Genomic DNA, 20157 nt, shown 5'->3' with positions numbered 1-20157 from the left:
ACGTAAGGGTGGTACGGGTACACGCTATCGCTGCCCCACCACCACCCGACGCGTCCCCGGCCCCCGGACGGCGAACGGTGCGGCCGGAGGGATTCGAACCCTCACGCGCGCGAGGCGCACTGGGACCTAAACCCAGCATGACTGCCAATTCCATCACGGCCGCTCGGCGGTCAATCCTACCGGGCGAAGCGGGACATCAGCCGCCGGCTGCGCTGGTGACCGCGTGGATCACGAGGCCGGCGAGGGCGCCGATGACCGTTCCGTTGAGGCGGATGAACTGGAGGTCGCGGCCGATGTGCAGCTCGATCTTCCGCGAGGTGGTGCGCGCGTCCCAGCCGGCGACGGTGTCCGAGATCAGGGAGGTGATCTCGGCGCGGTAGCCGGAGACGATGTGCACGGTGGCGTCCGCGACCCAGCCGTCCAGTTTGGCGCGGAGGCGGTCGTCCGTCGCCAGCCGGTTGCCGATGCCGAGGACCGCGGTGCGGGCCCGGCGGCGCAGGGCGCTGCGCTCGTCCTCGGCCGCGGTGAGGATCATGGCGCGAACGTTCGCCCAGGCGGAGGCGATCAGCTCCTGCACCTCGGGACGGGTGAGGAAGTCGGACTTGAGCCGTTCGACGCGGGCGCGGGTCTCCTCGTCGTGCTGGAGCTTGTGCGCGAAATCGGCCAGGAAGCGGTCCAGGGCGCCGCGCGCCGGGTGGTCGGGCGCGTCGCGCATCTCCGTGACGAAGCGCAGGAGTTCGCGGTAGACGCGGTCGCCGACGCGGCGGTCGACGAACCGCGGGGTCCAGCCGGGGGCGCCGCCCTCGACGGCGGTGAGGACGGCGTCGCGGTGCTTGACCAGCCAGTCGTGGGCCTGGGCGCACATCAGGTCGACGAACCTGCGGTGCCCGTCGTCGGCGACGGTCTTCTCCAGCAGCCGCCCGATGCCGGGCGAGATGTCCTGTGCCTCGGCCCTGCGCGTGATCGTTTCGGCGAGGACCGCCTGCACGTCCGCGTCCCGCAGCACCCGCAGGCCGCCGCGTACGGCGGTGGCCAGCTCGGCGGTGACGCGGTCCGCGTTCTCGGGGCGGGCGAGCCAGTGGCCGAGGCGGTGGGCCAGGGCGACGGAGCGCAGCTTGTCGCGCACGACCTGCTCGGACAGGAAGTTCTCCCCGACGAAGTCGCCGAGGGACTGGCCGAGCTGGTCCTTCTTGGTGGGGATGATCGCCGTGTGCGGGATGCGGAGGCCGAGCGGGTGGCGGAACAGGGCGGTGACGGCGAACCAGTCGGCCAGCGCGCCGACCATGCCGGCCTCGGCGGCGGCGGCCACGTAGCCCGCCCAGGCGCCCGCGCCGCTGTGCTCGGCCCAGGTGGCCAGGGCGTAGACGACGGCCACGGCCACCAGCAGGCCGGTGGCCAGTGCCTTCATCCGGCGCAGGCCGCGCAGCTTCTCGGCGTCGGCCTCGGTGAGGAGGCCGGCTCCGGCCGGGGAGCGTGTCGTCGTCATGCCTCCCATTGTCGCGGTTCCGGCCGCTTCACCCGGACGAGTCGGCCGGGGTAGTCCGATCGTGGGATCATGTGCGGGTGGGAGCGGTGAGTGGGCGGCGGGCTTTTGCCCTGCTGACGGGGTTGATGGCCGTAGTCCTCGGGGTGGCGCTGGCCATCGGTACGGGACAGAACGCGCGGAGCGACGTGGCCGCGCCTCCGCAGGCGCGCGGACCCGCGCCGGCGGAAGGCGTCGTGCCCGCCGCCGAGGGCGAGTGGGTGGGCACCTGGTCCGCCGCGCCGACGGGCGCCGAGCCGGGCACGCGGGACGGCATGGCCAACCGGTCGGTGCGCAATGTGCTGCGGGCGACCGTGGGCGGCACCGGCGTGCGCGTCGAGCTGTCGAACCGCTACGGCAGCCAGCCGGTGACGTTCACCGACGTCACGGTGGCCCTGTCCGCCGCGGGCGGCCCGGCGGCGGTGCCGGACAGCATGCGGCGGCTCACGTTCGGCGAGCGCGGCTCGGTGACCATCCCGTCCCGCGGCTCGGTCCTGAGCGACCCGGTGGCGCTGGAGGTGCCCCCGGCCGCCGACCTGCTGGTCACGGTGCACGCGCCAGGACCCTCCGGGCCCGTCACGTACCACCGCATGGCGCAGCAGCCCAGCTACGTGGCGCGCGGGGACCGGGCCGACGACGTCACGGGCACCCCGTTCACGGAGGTGAGCGAGTCGTGGCGCTACGTGACCGCCGTGCAGGTGCTGGCGACGTCCGTGGAGGGCGCCGTCGTCGTCCTCGGTGACTCGCTGACGGACGGGATCTCCTCGACGCCCGGCGCGAACCGCCGCTGGACGGACGTCCTGTTCGAGCGGCTGCGCGAGGAGCCGCGGGCCCCGGCCATGTCCGTGCTGAACCAGGGCATCAGCGGCAACCGGCTGCTGCGCGACGGCGACCCGGACCGGCTGTACAACGGGCCGAGCGGGCTGCGCCGGCTGCACACGGACGTACTGCCGCAGGCCGGGGCGCGCACGGCAGTGATCCAGCTCGGCATCAACGACCTCATCCTCCAGCCCCGGCAGGCCGACCCGGCGGTGCTGGTGGCCGGTCTGCGGCGGGCGGTGCAGGACGCGCGCGACGCGGGCCTGCACGTGGTGGGGACGACGCTGGCGCCGTTCGGCGGGCACGGCGCGTACACGCCCGGTCTTGATCAGGTGCGGCAGCAGGTGAACGCCCAGATCAGGAACGGCGGGATCTTCGACGCCGTGGCCGACTTCGACGCGGCGCTGCGCGATCCGGTGGCGCCGCACCTGCTGGCCTCCGGGTTCGACTCGGGCGACGGCCTGCACCCGAACGACGCGGGCTACCGGGCCATGGCCGAGGCCGTGGACCTCGGCACCCTGCTGCCCGGCGGCGAACGCGCGCTCTAACGGGTGAGCCGCGGGGCCCGTCCGGGGGACAGCCCGCGGGCCGCGGGTGTGGCCGCGCGACGCGGTTCGTTACGCACGGTGCGACAGTGTCTCAAACGGACAGATGGGACAACACCGCACCGTGAGCGACGAGAGCGAGCCCCCACGCGGCGCCGGCCGCTGGCCCGGGTGGCCGTCCAAGAGCGCCGGTGCGCCGCCGCGCCCGCCGCGCCGGCGGCGCACCGGCTGGCGCCGGCTGATCCCGACCTGGCGGGTGGTGCTGGCCGGGTCGCTGGTGGGGGTGCTCGCCGTCTTCGCCGCCCTGATCACCGGCTACCTGCTGGTGGACATCCCCGAGCCGAAGTCGGCCGCCGCCGCCCAGGGCAACGTCTACCTGTACGCGGACGGCTCGCAGCTGGCGCGGGTCGGGGAGGTCAACCGGGAGAACGTGCCGCTCTCCCAGGTGCCGGAGGCGGTGCGGCGGGCGGTGCTCGCGGCGGAGGACCGGGATTTCTACCACGATCCCGCGGTGGACGTGACCGCGATGGTCCGCGCCGGGTGGAACATGCTGCGCGGCGGCGGGCGGCAGTCGGGGTCGACGATCACGCAGCAGTACGTGAAGAACTACTACCTAGACCAGCGGCAGACCGTGACCAGAAAGGTCAAGGAGCTGTTCATCTCGGTCAAGCTCGGCCGTGAGGTGAGCAAGGACGAAATCCTGGAGGGGTACCTCAACACCAGCTACTTCGGCCGCAACGCGTACGGCATCCAGTCCGCGGCGCAGGCGTACTACGGCAAGGACGCGACGGACCTGACCACCGCCGAGGGCGCCTACCTGGCCGCGCTGCTGAACGCGCCGAACTCCTACGACGTCCGCGCCAACCCACAGAACGCCGAACGGGCCGTCGCCCGCTGGGAGTACGTGCTGGACGGCATGGTGTCGGAGGACTGGCTCGCCGAGCGGAAACGGGCGCGCATGCGCTTCCCCGAGCCGCGCGAGATCACGGGCGGCTCGGGGCTCGCGGGCGAACGCGGGTACCTCGTCGAGGCCGTCAACACCCACCTCGCCGAGCGGGGCATCGCCGACGAGGAGCAGCTCGCCCAAGGGGGCTACCGCATCACCACCACGATCGAACCGGAACGCCAGCGCGCCCTCACCGACGCGGTCGAGACGCAGCTGGAGAGCGCGCTCAGCGAGGACCGCGAGCAGGACGCGTGGGTCAGGGCCGGGGCCACCTCGGTCGAGGGGGACACCGGCCGGGTGGTGGCGATGTACGGCGGGCGCGACTTCACGCGGCAGTACGTCAACAACGCGACCCGCCGCGACTACCAGGCGGCGTCGACGTTCAAGCCGTTCGTCTACGCCGCGGCCCTGGAGCACGACGCCGAGACGCACGACGGGGAACGGATCGGCCCCGACACCGAGTACGACGGCGACAGCGGGCGCGAGGTGGTCGGCCGGGACGGCCGCGGCACGGGCTGGTCCCCCCACAACGAAGGCCAGGAGGACTACGGCGAGATCAGCGTGACCGAGGGGATGGACAAGTCCGTCAACGCGGTGTTCGCGCAGCTGGGCGCCGACGTCGGCCCCGGCCGGGTACGGGAGACGGCGGTGGCGCTCGGCATCCCCGAGTCCACGCCGGGGCTCGACACGGCCGAGGGTTCGATCTCGCTCGGCACCGCGACGCCGAGCACGCTGGATCTGGCGCAGGCGTACGCGACGCTGGCCGCGCACGGGGAGCACCGGCCGGTGACGCTGGTCGACGAGGTGCGGCGGAGCGGGCAGCAGGTGCGGCTGCCGCGGACGCGCCCGGAACGGGTGCTGTCCCGCGAGGCGGCGGACGGCACCGCCGCGGTCCTGCGGAGCGTGGTGAGCGGGGGCACGGGCACGGCGGCGCGCAGCGCGGGCCGTCCCGCGGCGGGGAAGACGGGCACGGCGGAGGAGGACAAGGCCGCGTGGTTCGCCGGGTTCACGCCGGAACTGACCACGGTCGTCGCGGTGTTCGGGCAGGACCCGGTCACCGGGGAACAGCGCCCGCTGTACGGCGCGGCGGGTCAGGAACGCATCAGCGGCGGCGGGTTCCCGGCCAGGATCTGGGGCCAGTACACGGCGGAGGCGCTGCGGGACGAGCCGGTGCGGGACTTCGACCTGGACGGCGGGGAGCCGGTGCCCGAGGTGACGCCGGGCGGCCCGCCGGGCGAGGACGGGTCCGACGTGCCGGGGCAGGGCGGGACGGCGCCGCCCGGCGGCCGGGAGGAACGCGAGGACCCGCGGGAACGTGACGGGGGCGGGGAGCCCTCGGGGCCGCCCTCGCCGGAGCCGGCCGAGCCGACGGCTTCGGCCCCGGAGCCGGAGCCGGAGTCGTCCGCCGCGCCCGCGGCGTCGGCGGGGCCGCCACCCGACGGCAGCGGCGGCGGCCGGGCCCCGGGACTCGCGACCGCGGAGACGCCGACGGCATCAGCGGCGCAGCAGACCCAGGAGACCCAGCAGACTCCGCAGGAACGGGAGTCCCCGGCGGAGACGGGGTCCGGCTCGGAGGTTCAGAGGTAGAGGCCGGTGGAGTCCTCGGAGCCCTGGAGACGTTCTGCGGCCACGGCGTGCAGGTCCCGTTCGCGCATGAGGAGGTAGGAGACGCCCCGGACCTCGACCTCGGCGCGGTCCTCGGGGTCGTAGAGCACACGGTCGCCGGGCTCGACGGTGCGCACATTCTGCCCGACGGCGACCACCTCGGCCCAGTCAAGCCGGCGGCCGACCTGGGCGGTTGCCGGGATGACGATGCCGCCGGAGGAACGGCGCTCGCCCTCGGCGGTGTCGGCCCTGACCAGCAGCCGGTCGTGCAGCATCCGGATGGGCAGCTTGTCGTGGGTGGGGTGCGAACTCACGTGATGACCGTATCTCAGGATTTCGGGTGCCGGGGCCGCGGGTTCAGCGGCGGCGGCGCCGGGTGGAGGCCACCAGCAGCCCGGCGACGGCGACCGTCAGCACGGCGGCGGGGATCACCCGGTCGAGACGCGGGGCTCCATCGGCGGAGATCAGCTGGGCGCGGGCGGTGCTGACGGCCCGGTTCACCGCGACGAACGCGCGGCCCGCGGTCTGGTCCACGGTGGCCGCCACGCGCGCCTTGGCGTCGCCCACGAGGGTGTCGGGGTGGACGCGGACGCCGATCTCCTCGAGCGTCACCTTGAGGTCCTGGCGGCGCCTCACGATCCGCGCCTGGATCTCCGCGGGGGTCTCGGCTGCTTCCGGCACGCTCACGCCTCCATGAATCGTCGGGTTGTCGTCGGTCGCCGTCGGGTTACCGCACAGTGTGTCAGCTCACCGGGCGGGCCGCCCGCCGGATGCCCCGTTTAGGCTGGGCGGCGGCACGCAGAGCCGAATGACGAGGGAACGACGAGGAGCCGCCATGAGCGCGCGTTTGCAGCCGGGGGACCCGGCGCCGGCCTTCACCCTGCCCGACGCCGAGGGGAAGCCTGTGTCGCTGGCGGACCACGCGGGCCGCAAGGTCATCGTGTACTTCTACCCGGCCGCGCTCACCCCGGGCTGCACCAAGCAGGCGTGCGACTTCACCGACAACCTCGGCCTGCTCGCGACGGCCGGGTACGACGTGATCGGCGTCTCCCCCGACGGGCCGGAGAAGCTCGCGAAGTTCCGCGACAAGGAAGGTTTGAAGGTCACGCTCGTCAGCGACCCGGAGAAGACGGTGCTCCAGGCGTACGGCGCGTTCGGCGAGAAGACGATGTACGGCAGGACCGTCACGGGCGTGATCCGTTCCACGTTCGTCGTCGACGAGGACGGGACGGTGGCGCACGCGCTGTACAACGTCCGGGCCACCGGGCACGTGGCGAAGCTCATCAAGGACCTGAAGCTTCACGGAGCCAAGTAAGGAGCCGAGTAACGTGGCCGAACGCAAACCCATCGAGTCATGGCTGACCGACATGGACGGCGTCCTCATTCACGAGGGAGTGCCGGTTCCCGGCGCGGAGCGTTTCCTGAAGCGGCTCCAGGAGTCGGGCCGGCCGTTCCTCGTCCTGACGAACAACTCGATCTACACGCGCCGCGATCTGAAGGCGCGGCTGTCCCGGATGGGGCTTGAGGTCCCGGTGGAGAGCATCTGGACCTCGGCCCTGGCGACCGCGCAGTTCCTCGACATCCAGCGGCCGGGCGGCACGGCGTACGTGATCGGCGAGGCGGGCCTGACCACCGCGCTGCACGACGTGGGCTACGTGCTCAGCGACGTGGCGCCGGACTACGTGGTGCTCGGCGAGACGAGGACGTACAGCTTCGAGGCGCTGACGAAGGCGATCCGGCTGATCAACGACGGGGCGCGGTTCATCGCGACGAACCCGGACCACACCGGCCCCTCGACGGAGGGCGCGCTGCCCGCCACCGGCTCGGTGGCGGCGCTGATCACCAAGGCGACCGGCCGCGACCCGTACTTCGTGGGCAAGCCCAACCCGCTGATGATGCGCACCGGGCTCAATATGATCGGGGCGCACTCCGAGAGCAGCGCGATGGTGGGCGACCGCATGGACACCGACGTGCTCGCGGGTCTTGAGGCCGGGATGGAGACCTTCCTGGTGCTGACCGGTCTTACCGGTCCTGACGACGTGGACCGGTTCCCGTTCCGGCCCTCCGCGGTGGTGGACTCGATCGCCGACCTGGTGGACAAGATCTGACGCCGACCGGGCGGCGCGGCGCCCCGTCCGGACCAACCGGGCGCCGCAGCGGATGCGCCGGGGCGTGAACGGGGGGACGTTCGACGGGAGAACAGCAGGTTCCGACCCGGCGGAGGTTCCCCATGGGCATCGTCTGTTCCCCCCGTTCCCGGCTGGGTCTTTCGCTGTGCGCGGCGGCGATGTGCGCGGGCGCGGCCCTGGCGGGCCCTGCACAGGCCGCGCCGCCCGCGGCGGAGGAGCGGCCGGACGGCGGCGGGGTGCAGGTGACGCCGGTCAGCCCGCGCCCCGGCGACGAGGTCGAGCTGCGGGTGCACGGCTGCGTCGGCGCCTATGGAACGGCCCGTTCCGAGGCGTTCGTTGCGCGGGTGCGGCTGGCGCCCGCGCCGGGCGGCGGGCTGTTCGGCGAGGCGAAGGTGCGGTCGAGCGCCGAGCCCGGCGTGTACCCGATCGACGTGGCGTGCGAGGCGAAGCACGGCAAGGTGACCGGGCGGCTGATCATCACAGGGCGCGACGGCGGCCGGGACCCGGGACATCACGAACGGCCGGGCCCGCCCGGCCCCGGCGCCGGCGAGCACCACGAACGGCCGGGCCCCGGCGGGCCTCCCGGCGCCGGGGAGCCGACCGGTCCCGTGCGGGCGGGCGGCGGGGGAACGGCCGCGGGCGGCGGGGCGGAGGCGGGCCCGGCGGCGGCCGGCACGACCGGGCTGACCCTGCTGTCGTGCGCGCTGGTCAGCGGCGCGCTGCTGGCCGTCTGGCGGCTGCACGCGCGGGAGAGTTGATGGCGGCGGGCGGGCCCCGCTCGTCGCCGTCCGGCCGGCTGGTCTCCGCCACGGTCTGGGCGCTGCTCCTGCTCGTGTCGTGGCTGTGGGGCCGCGCGTTGACCGAAGGCGGCCCGTCCGCGGCCCCCGGCTCCGCCTCGTCCGCCGCGTCCGCCGCGGCGGAGGGGCTGCCGCCGCCGGCCGCGCCGCTGCCGGGGGCCGCCGAGCCGCGGACCGTGGAGATCGACGGCATCGGCGTGCGGGCCGAGGTGGTGCCGCGCGGCGTGGACGGCGGCGGCGGGGTGGCGCCGCCGCCGCTGGCACGGCCGGACCTGGTGGGCTGGTACGCGGGCGGGCCGACGCCGGGCGCGGCGGGCGCGGCGGTGCTGGTGGGGCACGTGGACACCGAACGGCGGCCCGCGGTCTTCCACGCGCTGGCCGCGGCGGAGCCCGGCAGTCCGGTGCGCGTGACGCGGGCGGACGGCCGGGTCGCGGAGTTCACGGTGAGCGGCGTGGAGCTGGTGGAACGCGGCGCGTTCGACGCGGACCGCGTGTACGGGCCGCGCCGCGGCGGGGCGGCCGAGCTGCGGCTGATCACGTGCGGCGGCACGTTCGACGCGGCCACCCGCAGCTATTCGGCGAACGTGGTCGTCTCCGCGTACCTCACCGGCTCCCGGGACCTCACCGGCTCCCGTTGACCAGTTCGCCGACCAGGGGGGCCAGGGCGCGGAAGGCCAGGCCGCGGTGGCTGATGGCGTTCTTCTCCGCCGGGCTCAGCTCCGCGCAGGTGCGGGTCTCGCCCTCGGGCGTCAGGACGGGGTCGTAGCCGAAGCCGCCGGTGCCGGCCGGCTCGTACCCGAGGGTGCCGCGGAGCCGCCCCTCGGTGACGCGTTCCGTGCCGTCCGGCAGCGCCAGCGCGGCGGCGCACGCGAAGTGCGCGCCGCGGTGGCGTGCCGGGACGTCGGCGAGCTGGGCCAGGAGCAGCGCCAGGTTGGCCACGTCGTCGCCGTGGCGGCCCGCCCAGCGGGCGGAGAAGATGCCGGGCGCGCCGCCGAGCACGTCCACACACAGCCCTGAGTCGTCAGCGACCGCGGGCAGCCCGGTGGCGCGCGCCAGGGCGTGCGCCTTGAGCAGGGCGTTCTCCGCGAACGTGACGCCGGTCTCCTTGACGTCGGGCACCTCGGGAAAGGCGTCGGCGCCGACGAGCCCGATGGTCAGCCCCGCGGCGGCGAGGATGGCGCGCAGCTCGGTGACCTTGTGGGCGTTGCGGGTGGCGAGTACGAGACGTGACATGCGGCGATTATGGCGTTTCCGCGAGGACGGCCACGTCCCAGGGTCCGAGGGCGAGCCGGGCGCCCGCGGCGAGCCGTTCGCCGGAGAGCACGTCGCGGGCCGCGGCGGGCAGCGTGAACGTGCCGGGCTCCCAGGCCCAGTTGTGGACGAACCGCAGCCGGGTGCCGTCCTGGGCGGTGGCGCCGGTGACGGTCTGGCTGTCGGACCGAGGGCGCCAGCCGCGCTCGTCCGCGGGGGCGCACCAGCGCAGCACGGCGGCGGCCAGGGCGGGTCCAGGGACGGTGCCGACGTAGGTGACGCGCCCGGCGTGGTGGGCGCGGCTGGTCACGGCGGGCCAGCGGCTGAAGTGCGGGTGTTCGTAGGCGGCGAGGACTTCCGCGCCGTCGGGCAGCAGCCCGTCGGCCCAGCGGGTGGCGACCGCGTCGCCGGACAGGTCGAGGGGCGAGTCCGCGGGGGCGGTGACGGGCAGCGGCTGCCTGAGCGTGGAGAACTCGTCGTAGGTCAGGCCCGCGGCCTCGGTGAGGAACGCGGGCTTCGTCTCGCGGCGGGCCCGCAGCTCCTCGTCGCCGTAGCCGGTGCGGATGCCGAGCAGCAGGTGGCCGCCGGCGGCGGCGTAGGCGTCGAGCCAGCGCAGCTGGTCGTCGTCGGCGACGAGGAGGCCCGCGGCGACCAGCAGGGGGTGGCGTTCGGCGAAGGCTGCGGGGTCCCCGGCGAAGATCTGCGAGGGGTGCACGATGCGGCTCTGGAGCCCGGCGTCGAAGGCGCCGCGGTAGAACGCGTCGAACACGGCCCGGTAGGAGCGGCGGTCGGGGCCGCCGTCGGCATCGTGCAGCATCGGGGCGCCTTCCAGGGCCCACTTGCTGTCGGCCGACCAGATCAGCGTCACGTCCGCGTCGGGGGTGAGGCCGGCGACCAGTTCCCCGGCGCGGTCGAACTCGGCGCCGAGCCTGGCGACTTCGCGGTAGACCCGGCCGGGTTCCAGGCTGTGCGGCAGGACGCCGCCCCAGTAGGTCTCCGTGCCGTAGTGCAGCGTGTGCCAGTGCCAGTACTCGATCATGGTGGCGCCGCGGGAGACGAGGGCCCAGGCCGCCTGGCGCCACTGGCCGTCGTAGGCGGGCTCGTTGACCCAGGGGCCGCCGATGGCCTGCGCGTTGGTCTCGGTGACGAGGAACGGCTCCTGGCGCGAGGAGTACATGCGGTCGGCGCTTGCGTACAGGGACCAGGTGCCGGTGGTGGTCCAGCTCTGTTCGGCGGTCCGGTTGTCGGGCAGGGCCAGGCCGTCCTGCATGCGGTAGTACGGGTTGCCCGCGGTGATGTCGAGGCGGCGGGTGAGGTCGTCGTCCTTGACGGTGGGGCGTTCGTAGGCGATGCAGGTGGTGACGAACTGGTCGTCGCGCGCGTACTCGCGGACGAGGTCGGCCTGCCAGCCGATGAAGTCGGTGGTGAGGCCGGCCTGGAAGCGGCGCCAGGCCAGGTCGTACTGGGGCTGGCCGTTGGCGTCGGGCGTCCACAGGTCGGCCCAGGTGGACAGGCGGTGCGACCAGTAGGTGAGGCCCCAGCGTTCGTTGATCTCCTCGACGGAGCCGTAGGTGCGGCGCAGGTGGTCGGCGAAGCGCTGGAAGACGCCGCGGTTGAAGAAGATCTCGTTGCCGGGCTCGTTGTCGACCTGGTAGCCGATCACGGCGGGGTGGTCGGCGTAGCGGGCGACGATCTTGCGGATGACGCGTTCGGCGTGGAAGAGGAACGCGGGGTGGGTGTAGTCGATCTCCTGCCGGATGCCCCAGCCCATGGGGCGGCCGGTGGCGCGTTCGGCGTTGATCTCGGGGTGCAGGCGGGCGAGCCACGGCGGCACGGCGTAGGTGGGGGTGCCGAGCACGACGCCGATGCCGCGCCGGTGGGCGCCGTCGAGGACGGGCCGCAGCCAGTCGAGGTCGAAGACGCCGTCCTCGGGCTCCCATGTGGACCAGACGGATTCGCCGACGCGGATGACGCTGAAACCGGCCTCGGCCATCAGGTCGAGGTCCTGCTCAAGCCGGGGAACGGGCTGGTATTCATGGTAGTAGGCCGCGCCGAAGAGGACCCGGCCGGGGAGCTTGGGCATGAATGCGCTCTTTCTGTTCCTTGCGGACCGCCGGTCAGCCCTTGACGGCGCCGGCGGAAAGCCCTTCGAGAAGCTGCTTGCGCAGCAGCAGGAAGACGAGGATGGTCGGGACCGAGGCGAGCACAGCACCGGGCAGCACCAGGTCGAACGAACGGTTTTCTGCCTTGAAGAGAATGTTGAGGCCGAGGGGGATCGTGTAGCGGTCGGTGTCGGAGATGAGGACGAGCGGCCACAGGAAGCTGTTGTAGCTCTGGAGGAACTGCCAGACCGCGAGGGCGCCGAGCGGGGGCCGCAGCAGCGGGAGCACGACGCGCCAGAAGATGCCGAATTCGGAGGCGCCGTCGATTCTGGCGGCCTCAAGGATTTCGTCGGGTATCGACTGGATGATGTACTGCTGCATCATGAAGATGCCGAATGCGGGCGCCACCCACGGCACGATGAGCGCGAACCATGGATTCGAAAGACCGGATTTGACGATCAGCACGAACAGCGGGACGAGAATCACGGCGAACGGCACGGACAGCGAGCTGAACATGACGGAGAACAGCAGCCGCTTTCCGGCGAACCGGTATTTGGCGAACGCGAATCCGGCGAGCGCGCAGACGAAGACGGCGATGGCGGTGGCGAGCAGCGCGGTGACCACGCTGATGGCGAACCAGTTCCAGAACGGCTGCCCCGACAGCAGGTTGCGGAAGTTCTCAAAAGTGCCGGGGCTGGGGATGAGGTTCGGGGGGTACTCGAAGATGTCGCCGCGCGGCTTGAAGGAGCCGCTGACGGCCCACACCATCGGGGCGACGAAGACCAGCAGCAGCGCGGTCAGCGTGACGTACAGCGCCACGCGGCCGGTGCGGCTGCCGCGCCGCCTGGGGCGGTTCTCCACGGGGGCGGGGGTGCGGGGCGCTTCCCCCGGCCGCGCGGCGGCGGGGGTCGGGGTCGCGGCACTCATGAGGTCCTCCCGATGGAGAGCAGCCGGTTGAGGATCTGGCTGATGCCGAAGACGATGACGAACAGCACGAGTCCCGCGGCTGCGGCGTAGCCGAACTGCTGGCGGTCGAAGGCCGCGCGGTAGACGAACATGGCGACGGTGAGCGTTTCCTCGCCCGGTCCGCCGCCGGTGATGAGGAACGGTTCGTCGAACAGCTGCGCGGAGCCGATGAACGAGGTGACGACGACGAACGCGGTCACCGGCCGGATGCCGGGCAGCGTCACCGCGGTGAACGTGCGCCAGGGCCCGGCGCCGTCGAGTTCGGCCGCCTCGTACCGTTCCCTGGGCACCGCCTGGAGGGCGGCGAGGAAGAAGATGGTGAGGTAGCCGACCCAGCGCCACAGCAGCACGAAGCCGACGGAGACCTTGGCGAGGGTGGGGTCGCCGAGCCAGTCGGTGGTGCCGGCGCCGAAGAGGGCCCGCAGCACGGAGTTGACCAGGCCGTAGTCGCGGTCGAGCAGCAGGCTGTAGACGAGGGCGATGACGATGGGCGACAGCACCATGGGGATGAAGAAGGTGACGCGGAACAGGTCCCTGGCCCGCAGTCCCCTGGTGTTGAGCGCCTGCGCGATGAGCAGCGAGGCGGGCACCACGATGAGGACGCTGATCAGCACGAAGATCATCGAGTTGCCGAGGGCCTTGTGGAAGCTGGTGTCCCTGGCGAGGTTCGCGAAGTTGTCGAGACCGACGAACTCGGGTGTGCCGAGGCCCACCCACTCGGTCATGGACAGGTACACGCCCGCCCCGATGGGGACGATCATGAACAGTCCGTAGAGGACGTAGAACGGGGCGATGAAGGCGTAGGGCGCGAGTTGTCGGCGCTTGCCGTCCGGCCGGGTCGAAAGGGAGGTCATCGGTGGTCCTTCACGAGCGGGACGAGCGGGTCTGGCCGTGGAAGTCCTCGGTCGCGCGGCGCAGTGCCTCGCGAGGGGACAGGTCGCCGCGGTAGGCACGGAGCAGGTGGCCGCTGAGCACGGTGTCGAGGACCGGCTTGTCGGCACTGAGGCTGAAGACGGGCGCCTCGTCGATGACGCCGCGGTAGACCTCGAACATGCGCTGCCCGCCGCAGTACTCGTCCTCGGTGCGCAGCAGTTCCTCGTTGTCGTAGACGGAGCGGCGGGTCGGCAGGTAGCCGAGGTCGAGGAAGCGGCGCACCTGCTCCTCGGGGGTGAGGTAGCCGGCCTTGATCAGCTCGACGGCGGCCAGAGTGTTCTCCTTGCCGCGGAACGCGGCGAAGCCGGTGCCGCCGGTGAACGAGGTGCGGGAGCCGCCGTCTCGGAAGGCGGGCAGCGGCCTGATCCGCCACTGGCCCGACTGCTCGGGCACGTTGGGGACAAGACCGTAGATCTTGTACCAGGTGGCCATCCACAGGCCGATGACCTGGCCGGACTTCAGGGCGGCCTGCATGGAGGGGCCCATCGGGTCGGCGACGGTGGCGATCCAGCCCTCCTGGACGCCCCGGGCCATGAAGGTCAGCGCGGCCTCGCCCTCGGCGGAGTCGATCGTCAGGTTGCCGTCCTCGTCGAAGAGGGCGCCGCCGCGCTGCATCAGCAGCATGTCGAAGCTCTGGACGACCTGGCCGAGTTCGCTGCCGACGGTCACCGCGCCGACGCACACGTCGTGCCGCCGGTGGGCCTCGGCGCCCGCCTCGGCCAGCTCCTCCCAGGTGCCGAGGTCGGTGGGCAGCCGGGCCTCGCCGAAGGAGGGCTCGCGGTAGTAGTAGACGACCAACGGCGCGTCGGAGTCCAGCGCGTAGAGGGTGCCGTCCTTGGTGAACGGGGCGGTCCGCACCGTCAGCAGGTCGTCGCGGACGTCGGCGACTGCGTCGTTCAGCGGCTGGAGCAGCTCGGTGGCGAGGTCGCCGCGCAGCATGCGCGGGAACGCGCCGATCTCAAGACCCGCCACGTCCGGGGTGCCGCCGCCGGCGATGGCCTGGGCGATGGCCTTGGTGACGATGTCGGTGGCGCCGGCCCTGGTGGGGTCGAGACGCCAGCGGAACGGTGCGCCGCCGGCGGCCATGGCGTTCTCGGCTGCGGTGCGGAAGTACTCGACGTACGCGTCGTCGTGCGTCCAGAACGACAGGTCGACGCTGCCCGAGGTGACCGGTTCCGCGTCCGCCGCGGTGGTGCATCCGCTCAGCGCGCCGCCGAGCAGACCGGCCGCGCCGAGCCCGCCGCCGAGGCCGAGAAGCCTGCGGCGGCTGAGGCCGGGGGGTGGAGGTGGGGTCATCGTCGTGCCTCACTTGCTGTGCGGGGGCGGCCGGGGGGAGCGGTGCTGTCGCGCAGGACCAGGGCGGCGGGAACGCGCACGCCGGGGGCGGCGGGGCGGGTGCCGTCCGCGGCGCCGATGGCCGGGATGAGCAGCCGCATGCCCCGCCTGGCGATCTCGCCGAAGTCCTGCCTGACGGTGGTCAGCGGCACGGAGAGGTAGGCGGCCTCGGGGATGTCGTCGAAGCCGACGACGCTGATGTCGTCGGGAACGCGCCGCCCGGAGCGTTCGATGGCGTGGATAGCGCCGATCGCCATGCTGTCGTTGGCGACGAACAGCGCGGTCAGCCGGACGGCGCCGAGCAGCGCGCGGGCGGCGGCCCAGCCGGAGGCGGCGCTCCAGTCGCCGTGCCGCGCGGCGGGCACGGCGACGCCCGCGGCGCGCAGCGCCGCGGCCCAGCCGGCCGCCCGGTGGCGGGTGACGGCCCAGCCGCGCGGGCCCGCGATGTGGTGGACGGTGCGGTGGCCGAGGGCGAGGAGGTGGGCGGTGGCGGCGCGGGCGCCGCCCACGTCGTCGTTGCCGACGACGACCGCGCCGGGCGGCGCGGGCGCCTGGGGCGCGTCGGGACAGCGCAGGAGCAGCAGGGGCAGGCCCGCGGGCACGTGGGCGGCCGGGTCGACCGGCACGTGGGGTGCGGAGACGGCGATGGCGTCCAGGCCCTGGCCGACGAGGTGGCGGACGGCGCGGGCGGCTTCCGCGTCGTCCTCGTCGTCGGTGTGGACGATGCTGACGTAGTAGCCCGCGGCCCGCGCCGCGTGCGCCAGGCCGTGGAGCGTGGCGGCCGGGCCGAACCAGGAGGTGCGGCCGGCGACGATGCCGATGCGCCGGGACCTGCGCGTCACCAGGGCGCGGGCCGTCTCGTCCGGGTGGTAGCCGAGCCGGGCTATCTCGTGCAGCACGCGCTCGCGCAGGGCCTGGCTGACGTGCGGTTCGCCGTTGACGACGCGGGAGACGGTCTTCTGCGAGACCCCCGCGCTCCTGGCGACATCCGCCATCGAGACCCGACCCGTCACCACCAGCTCCCTTGCCTGGCACGGCCGGTTGACTACGCAGTCAACCGGAGTGCGGACACGCTAAGGACGCGCTCCGTGCACAGTCAAGAGGTACGTTCGACATTCTGATGGACGTTCGGAATAGCGAACGCCGCGGGTTCGGCCGGTTACGGCGTGCAGACCTCCGTCAGCGAGGACGTGGCGTCACCGAGCGGTGACAGATCGATCGGGTCGCCGTCCGTCACACCGGCGTGCACGCTGTCGACCGCCTCCTCGACGGAGTCCACGGCGTCCCTGACATCCGAGTCGTCCACGCTGTCCCGCAGTTCTTCTATGTCGTTGCCCACCGCGTCCACGGCGTCCACGACCACATCCGGGTTCTCCCCCTCGGCCGCCTGCTCCAACTCCTCGACGCTCTGCGAGACTTCGAGCGCGAGCCGCGCGCAGTCCGCGGCGCGCTGAAGATCGCACCCGGCGAGCGCCACCGTCGCGAGCACCGCGAGTGCCGCGGACACCGCCCCCGTCGCGGCCTTTTTCCCTGTCATCACCGTCTCCTCCCCTGGCTTTGCCCCATCTTTACCCGTCGGCGAGGGCGGCACGCTGCGCCCCGTCCAGCTGGGCACAGCCGGCCACCGCGAGGTCGAGGAGCGCGTCCAGCTCCGCGCGCGCGAACGGCTCGCCCTCGGCGGTGCCCTGCACCTCCACGAAGCGGCCGTCGCCGGTGCACACCACATTCATGTCGGTCTCGGCGCGCACGTCCTCCTCGTAGGCCAGGTCGAGCAGGGGCACCCCGGCCACGATGCCGACGCTGACCGCGGAGACCGTGCCGGTCAGGGGCTGCGCCTTGGACTTGACGAGCTTGTGCCGCTGCCCCCAGGCGACGGCGTCGGCCAGCGCCACGAAGGCGCCGGTGATGGCGGCGGTCCTGGTGCCGCCGTCGGCCTGGAGCACGTCGCAGTCGAGCACGACGGTGTTCTCGCCGAGGGCCTTGAAGTCGACGACGGCCCGCAGCGAGCGCCCGATCAGCCGGGAGATCTCGTGCGTCCTGCCGCCGATCTTGCCGCGCACGGACTCACGGTCGCCGCGGGTGTTGGTGGCGCGCGGCAGCATCGCGTACTCGCCGGTCACCCACCCCTCGCCGCCGCCGCGCCGCCAGCGCGGCACCCCCTCGGTCAGGCTCGCGGTGCACAGCACCCTGGTGTCCCCGAAGGACACCAGGACGGAGCCTTCCGCGTGCTTGCTCCAGCCGCGTTCGATGGTGACGGGACGGAGCTGGTCGGCCGTACGGCCGTCGATGCGAGACATGAGGGCGAGCCTAACCCGTGCACCGGAAGGCCCCCCTCCGCAGCCCCCGCCCCGCCTCGCCTCGCCTCGCCCGCTAGATCTCGTAGACCGCGCCGGGGCGGGCAAGCTCCACCGGGCCGCCGAAGACTGACTTGGCGTCGGTCAGGTTGACCTGGGCGTCCGTCCAGGGCGGGATATGCGTGAGCACCAGCCGCCCGGCCTTCGCCGCCTGCGCGCACTCCCCCGCATCCCGGCCGGTGAGGTGCACATCGGGGGCGTCCTCCTTGCCGTGGGTGAACGACGCCTCGCACAGGAAGAGGTCCGCGCCGCTCGCGAGCCCGGCCAGCGCCTCGCACCTGCCGCTGTCCCCCGAGTAGCAGAACGCGCGCCCCTCGTGCTCCACGCGGAAGGCGAACGTCTCCACCGGGTGCGTCACCCGCTGCGTGTGGACGGTCAGCGGGCCGAGGCCGAAGACGCCGCCGGGGGTGAGCGTACGGAAGTCGAAGACCTCGCTCATCGACTTCTCGGTGGGGGTGTCGGCGTACGCGGTGGTCAGCCGCCGCTCGGTGCCCGGCGGCCCGTAGACGGGCAACGGATCGCACCGGCCGCCCTCGTGGCGGTAGTAACGGGCGACGAAGTACCCGCACATGTCGATGCAATGGTCCGGATGCAGGTGGCTGATCGCGATGGCGTCGATGTCGTACAGCCCGCAGTACTTCTGTAGCTCGCCGAGGGCGCCATTGCCCATATCAAGGAGCAGCCGGTAGCCCTCGGCCTCGATGAGGTAGCTGGAGCAGGCCGAGTCCGCGGACGGGAAGGACCCCGAGCAGCCGACGACGGTGAGCTTCATGAAAGGGGGAACCTCCGTAGTGGGGTTCGAACGACTGTAAGTCGCAACGGGCCGCGCCGCCCCTGGTCGGGGGCGGGGTGTGGGCGGAATCACCAGGGCGGCGGACCGGCCGCGCGGCAGCACCGCGAAAGCGGTCGATCATGCCGCGACCGCATTCCCGGTCACATTTTGCTGCGGGAACGAATACGAATGGCGAGCAGCAGACCCACGGCGATCCAGATGGCGAACATGGACGAGCCGCCGTAGGACAGGAACGGCAGCGGCAGGCCCGTGACGGGCATGATCCCCAGCGCCATGCCCATGTTCTGAAAGCTCTGGAACGCGATCCACGTCACGATGCCGACGGCCAGGATCGTGCCGTACAGATCGGGGGCCTGCGCCGCGATCCGGCAGCCGCGCCACAGCACGACGCCGATCAGCACCACCACGAGCCCCGCGCCCAGGAAACCCAGCTCCTCGCCCGCCACGGTGAAGATGAAGTCCGTGTGCTGCTCGGGCACGAACTGCCCGGTCGTCTGGCTCCCGTGGAACAGGCCCTGCCCGGTCAGCCCGCCCGAACCGATCGCGATGCGCGCCTGGTTGGTGTTGTACCCGACGCCCGAGGGGTCGAGGGCCGGATTGGCGAAGGCCGCGAACCGGTTGATCTGGTACTCGTCGAGGAGGCCGAGCTGCCAGACCGCCAGGGCCCCGGCCACGCCGAGCCCGAGCAGGCCGAGCACCCACCGGCGCCCCGCGCCCGAGGCGAGGAGCACGCCCAGCGCGATCGAGGCGAGCACCATCGTCTGGCCGACGTCGGGCGAGAGCATGATCAGCACGGCCGGCAGCGCGGCGATGAGCAGCGCCTGGAGCACCGCCCTGGTGTCCGGGCGCAGCCGCCCGTCACTCTCCAGCGGCGCGGCGAGCAGCGTCGACATGGCCAGCACGACGCCGACCTTGACCAGCTCCGAGGGCTGGAAGGCGAAACCGCCGCCCAGCTGGATCCAGCTGCGCGAGCCGTTGACCGTGGAGCCCACCGGGCTGAGCACCAGCAGGGACAGCAGCACGGACAGCACGTACAGCGCGGGCACGGCCGTGCGCAGCCGGATGTGGCCGAGCCAGACCGTGACCGCGGCGAGCCCGCCGCCGATGCACACGTTGAAGAAGTGGCGGACCAGGAAGTACTCGGGCTCCCCGCTGTTCAGATCCATGCGCCCGCGGGTGGCCGAGTACACCAGCAGCGTGCCGAGCAGCGAGAGCGAGACGGCCGAGAGCAGCAGGGGCCAGTCGAGCCGTCTGGCCAGGGAGTCCCTGGCGGTGATCCTGGTCCAGACGGTCTGCTCGGCGCCCAAGGGGGAACGGGAGTAGCTGCGCACGGTCACGCGAACAGACTCTACGTGCCCGCACTGACACTCACCGTGACGCGCGCCCGGCCGCCTCCCCGGGGACGTCCCACGGCGATCCGTACCGCCGGGCCAGCTCGGCCGCCTCCCCGTGCGTGAGGTGCCGCGGAGCCGTCCCGTTCAGGAGCAGCAGCAGGCGGCTGACCTCCTCCAGCTCGACCACGGCGTCCACCGCGGACGCGAGCGAGGGGCCCGCGGTGATCGGGCCGTGGTTCTGGAGCAGGGCCGCGCGGAACGGGAAGTCCAGTGACCGCAGGCGCTCGGCCTGCCCGGCGTCGCCCGGCGCGGCGTAGGGGATCAGCGGCGTCTGGCCCACCCGCATCACGAAGTACGGGGTCAGCGGCGGCACCGCGCTGCGCTCCGACCAGGGCGGCAGGCACGAGTAGGCGGCGGCGTGCGCGCTGTGCAGGTGGGCGACCGCGCCGGCCGCCGGGTCCCGCAGGTAGAATGCGAGGTGCAGCGGGAACTCCTTGGACGGCGGCGGGCCCGCCACGTGAACGGGGTCCGCACCGAGGCCGAGCACGGCGAGCCGGTCGGGGGTCAGGTCGGCCAGGCGCGCGCCGGTCGGCGTGATGAACACCCGGTCGCCGACGCGCACGCTGAGGTTGCCCGACGCCCCGGGGCTCAGCCCGGCGGCGGCCAGCTCACGCCCCGCCGCCACCAGCTCCGCGAGCGGATCGCTTCCGTCGCGCGTGCCCTCCG

Annotated in this window: 20 protein-coding genes and 1 tRNA gene; 6 read left to right on the top strand and 15 right to left on the bottom strand. The window is 73.0% G+C overall.

The window, feature by feature from the left end:
- Window positions 1-78 precede the first annotated feature (78 nt).
- Together STBA_RS23580 and STBA_RS23575 are read right to left on the bottom strand one after the other, a co-directional pair.
- Window positions 79-163, bottom strand: a tRNA-Leu gene (locus STBA_RS23580).
- Between the two features lie 33 nt (window positions 164-196).
- Window positions 197-1486: a DUF445 domain-containing protein gene (locus STBA_RS23575; protein WP_253194937.1), complete on the bottom strand. Its 1290-nt coding sequence runs from the start codon at window positions 1484-1486 to the stop codon at window positions 197-199.
- Window positions 1487-1611: 125 nt separating this feature from the next.
- Here STBA_RS23575 and STBA_RS23570 point away from each other — a divergent pair, with 125 nt between their 5' ends.
- Window positions 1612-2889: an SGNH/GDSL hydrolase family protein gene (locus STBA_RS23570; RefSeq protein ID WP_079252125.1), complete on the top strand. Its 1278-nt coding sequence runs from the start codon at window positions 1612-1614 to the stop codon at window positions 2887-2889.
- A 121-nt stretch (window positions 2890-3010) separates the two neighbouring features.
- Window positions 3011-5419, top strand: a complete 2409-nt coding sequence (locus STBA_RS23565; RefSeq protein ID WP_079252459.1) for a transglycosylase domain-containing protein — start codon at window positions 3011-3013, stop codon at window positions 5417-5419.
- On the opposite strand, the gene STBA_RS23560 is transcribed toward STBA_RS23565, so the two are convergent.
- Both STBA_RS23560 and STBA_RS23555 read right to left on the bottom strand, forming a co-directional pair.
- Window positions 5410-5712, bottom strand: coding sequence for a co-chaperone GroES (locus STBA_RS23560; RefSeq protein ID WP_077063542.1), 303 nt, complete (start codon window positions 5710-5712; stop codon window positions 5410-5412). The genes STBA_RS23565 and STBA_RS23560 overlap by 10 nt on opposite strands.
- Window positions 5713-5794: 82 nt before the next feature.
- Window positions 5795-6118: a DUF3618 domain-containing protein gene (locus tag STBA_RS23555; protein ID WP_077063541.1), complete on the bottom strand. Its 324-nt coding sequence runs from the start codon at window positions 6116-6118 to the stop codon at window positions 5795-5797.
- A gap of 154 nt (window positions 6119-6272) precedes the next feature.
- On the opposite strand from STBA_RS23555, the gene bcp reads away from it, so the two are divergent.
- From bcp to STBA_RS23535, 4 genes are all read left to right on the top strand, one after another.
- Window positions 6273-6752, top strand: coding sequence for a thioredoxin-dependent thiol peroxidase (gene bcp / locus STBA_RS23550; protein ID WP_077061147.1), 480 nt, complete (start codon window positions 6273-6275; stop codon window positions 6750-6752).
- Window positions 6753-6765: 13 nt separating this feature from the next.
- On the top strand, window positions 6766-7545 hold the full coding sequence (locus tag STBA_RS23545) for an HAD-IIA family hydrolase (protein ID WP_077061146.1): 780 nt from the start codon (window positions 6766-6768) through the stop codon (window positions 7543-7545).
- Between the two features lie 122 nt (window positions 7546-7667).
- The gene (locus tag STBA_RS23540; protein ID WP_077061145.1) at window positions 7668-8324 is read left to right on the top strand and encodes a hypothetical protein; all 657 of its coding nucleotides are present in this window, start codon (window positions 7668-7670) and stop codon (window positions 8322-8324) included.
- Complete coding sequence (locus STBA_RS23535) at window positions 8324-9001, top strand: class F sortase (protein ID WP_077061144.1); 678 nt, start codon at window positions 8324-8326, stop codon at window positions 8999-9001. Before STBA_RS23540 ends, STBA_RS23535 begins: the two co-directional genes overlap by 1 nt.
- Here the strand turns inward: STBA_RS23535 and rdgB are convergent.
- From rdgB to STBA_RS23480, 11 genes are all read right to left on the bottom strand, one after another.
- Complete coding sequence (gene rdgB / locus STBA_RS23530; protein WP_077061143.1) at window positions 8985-9596, bottom strand: RdgB/HAM1 family non-canonical purine NTP pyrophosphatase; 612 nt, start codon at window positions 9594-9596, stop codon at window positions 8985-8987. The genes STBA_RS23535 and rdgB overlap by 17 nt on opposite strands.
- 7 nt (window positions 9597-9603) lie before the next feature.
- Window positions 9604-11697, bottom strand: coding sequence for a beta-galactosidase (locus STBA_RS23525; protein WP_077061142.1), 2094 nt, complete (start codon window positions 11695-11697; stop codon window positions 9604-9606).
- Window positions 11698-11731: 34 nt separating this feature from the next.
- On the bottom strand, window positions 11732-12643 hold the full coding sequence (locus STBA_RS23520) for a carbohydrate ABC transporter permease (protein ID WP_079252124.1): 912 nt from the start codon (window positions 12641-12643) through the stop codon (window positions 11732-11734).
- Window positions 12640-13536, bottom strand: a complete 897-nt coding sequence (locus STBA_RS23515) for a sugar ABC transporter permease (RefSeq protein ID WP_077061141.1) — start codon at window positions 13534-13536, stop codon at window positions 12640-12642. Before STBA_RS23515 ends, STBA_RS23520 begins: the two co-directional genes overlap by 4 nt.
- Window positions 13537-13546: 10 nt before the next feature.
- Complete coding sequence (locus STBA_RS23510) at window positions 13547-14911, bottom strand: extracellular solute-binding protein (protein ID WP_077061140.1); 1365 nt, start codon at window positions 14909-14911, stop codon at window positions 13547-13549.
- On the bottom strand, window positions 14908-15963 hold the full coding sequence (locus STBA_RS23505; protein ID WP_253194936.1) for a LacI family DNA-binding transcriptional regulator: 1056 nt from the start codon (window positions 15961-15963) through the stop codon (window positions 14908-14910). Before STBA_RS23505 ends, STBA_RS23510 begins: the two co-directional genes overlap by 4 nt.
- A 146-nt stretch (window positions 15964-16109) precedes the next feature.
- Complete coding sequence (locus STBA_RS23500) at window positions 16110-16487, bottom strand: hypothetical protein (RefSeq protein ID WP_077061138.1); 378 nt, start codon at window positions 16485-16487, stop codon at window positions 16110-16112.
- 31 nt (window positions 16488-16518) lie between these two features.
- Window positions 16519-17247, bottom strand: a complete 729-nt coding sequence (rph, locus tag STBA_RS23495; protein ID WP_077061137.1) for a ribonuclease PH — start codon at window positions 17245-17247, stop codon at window positions 16519-16521.
- Window positions 17248-17320: 73 nt separating this feature from the next.
- Window positions 17321-18076: an MBL fold metallo-hydrolase gene (locus tag STBA_RS23490; protein ID WP_077061136.1), complete on the bottom strand. Its 756-nt coding sequence runs from the start codon at window positions 18074-18076 to the stop codon at window positions 17321-17323.
- A gap of 161 nt (window positions 18077-18237) precedes the next feature.
- The gene (rodA, locus tag STBA_RS23485) at window positions 18238-19434 is read right to left on the bottom strand and encodes a rod shape-determining protein RodA (protein WP_077061135.1); all 1197 of its coding nucleotides are present in this window, start codon (window positions 19432-19434) and stop codon (window positions 18238-18240) included.
- A gap of 31 nt (window positions 19435-19465) precedes the next feature.
- Window positions 19466-20119 (bottom strand): class II aldolase/adducin family protein, encoded by a 654-nt coding sequence (locus STBA_RS23480; protein ID WP_077063539.1) that lies wholly within the window; start codon window positions 20117-20119, stop codon window positions 19466-19468.
- Between the last annotated feature and the right edge of the window lie 38 nt (window positions 20120-20157).

The sequence above is a fragment of the Streptomyces sp. MP131-18 genome (assembly GCF_001984575.1).
GTDB lineage: Bacteria > Actinomycetota > Actinomycetes > Streptomycetales > Streptomycetaceae > Streptomyces > Streptomyces johnsoniae.
Note: the sequence above shows the minus strand (reverse complement) of the source record. Positions and strands in the feature narration are given on the sequence as shown.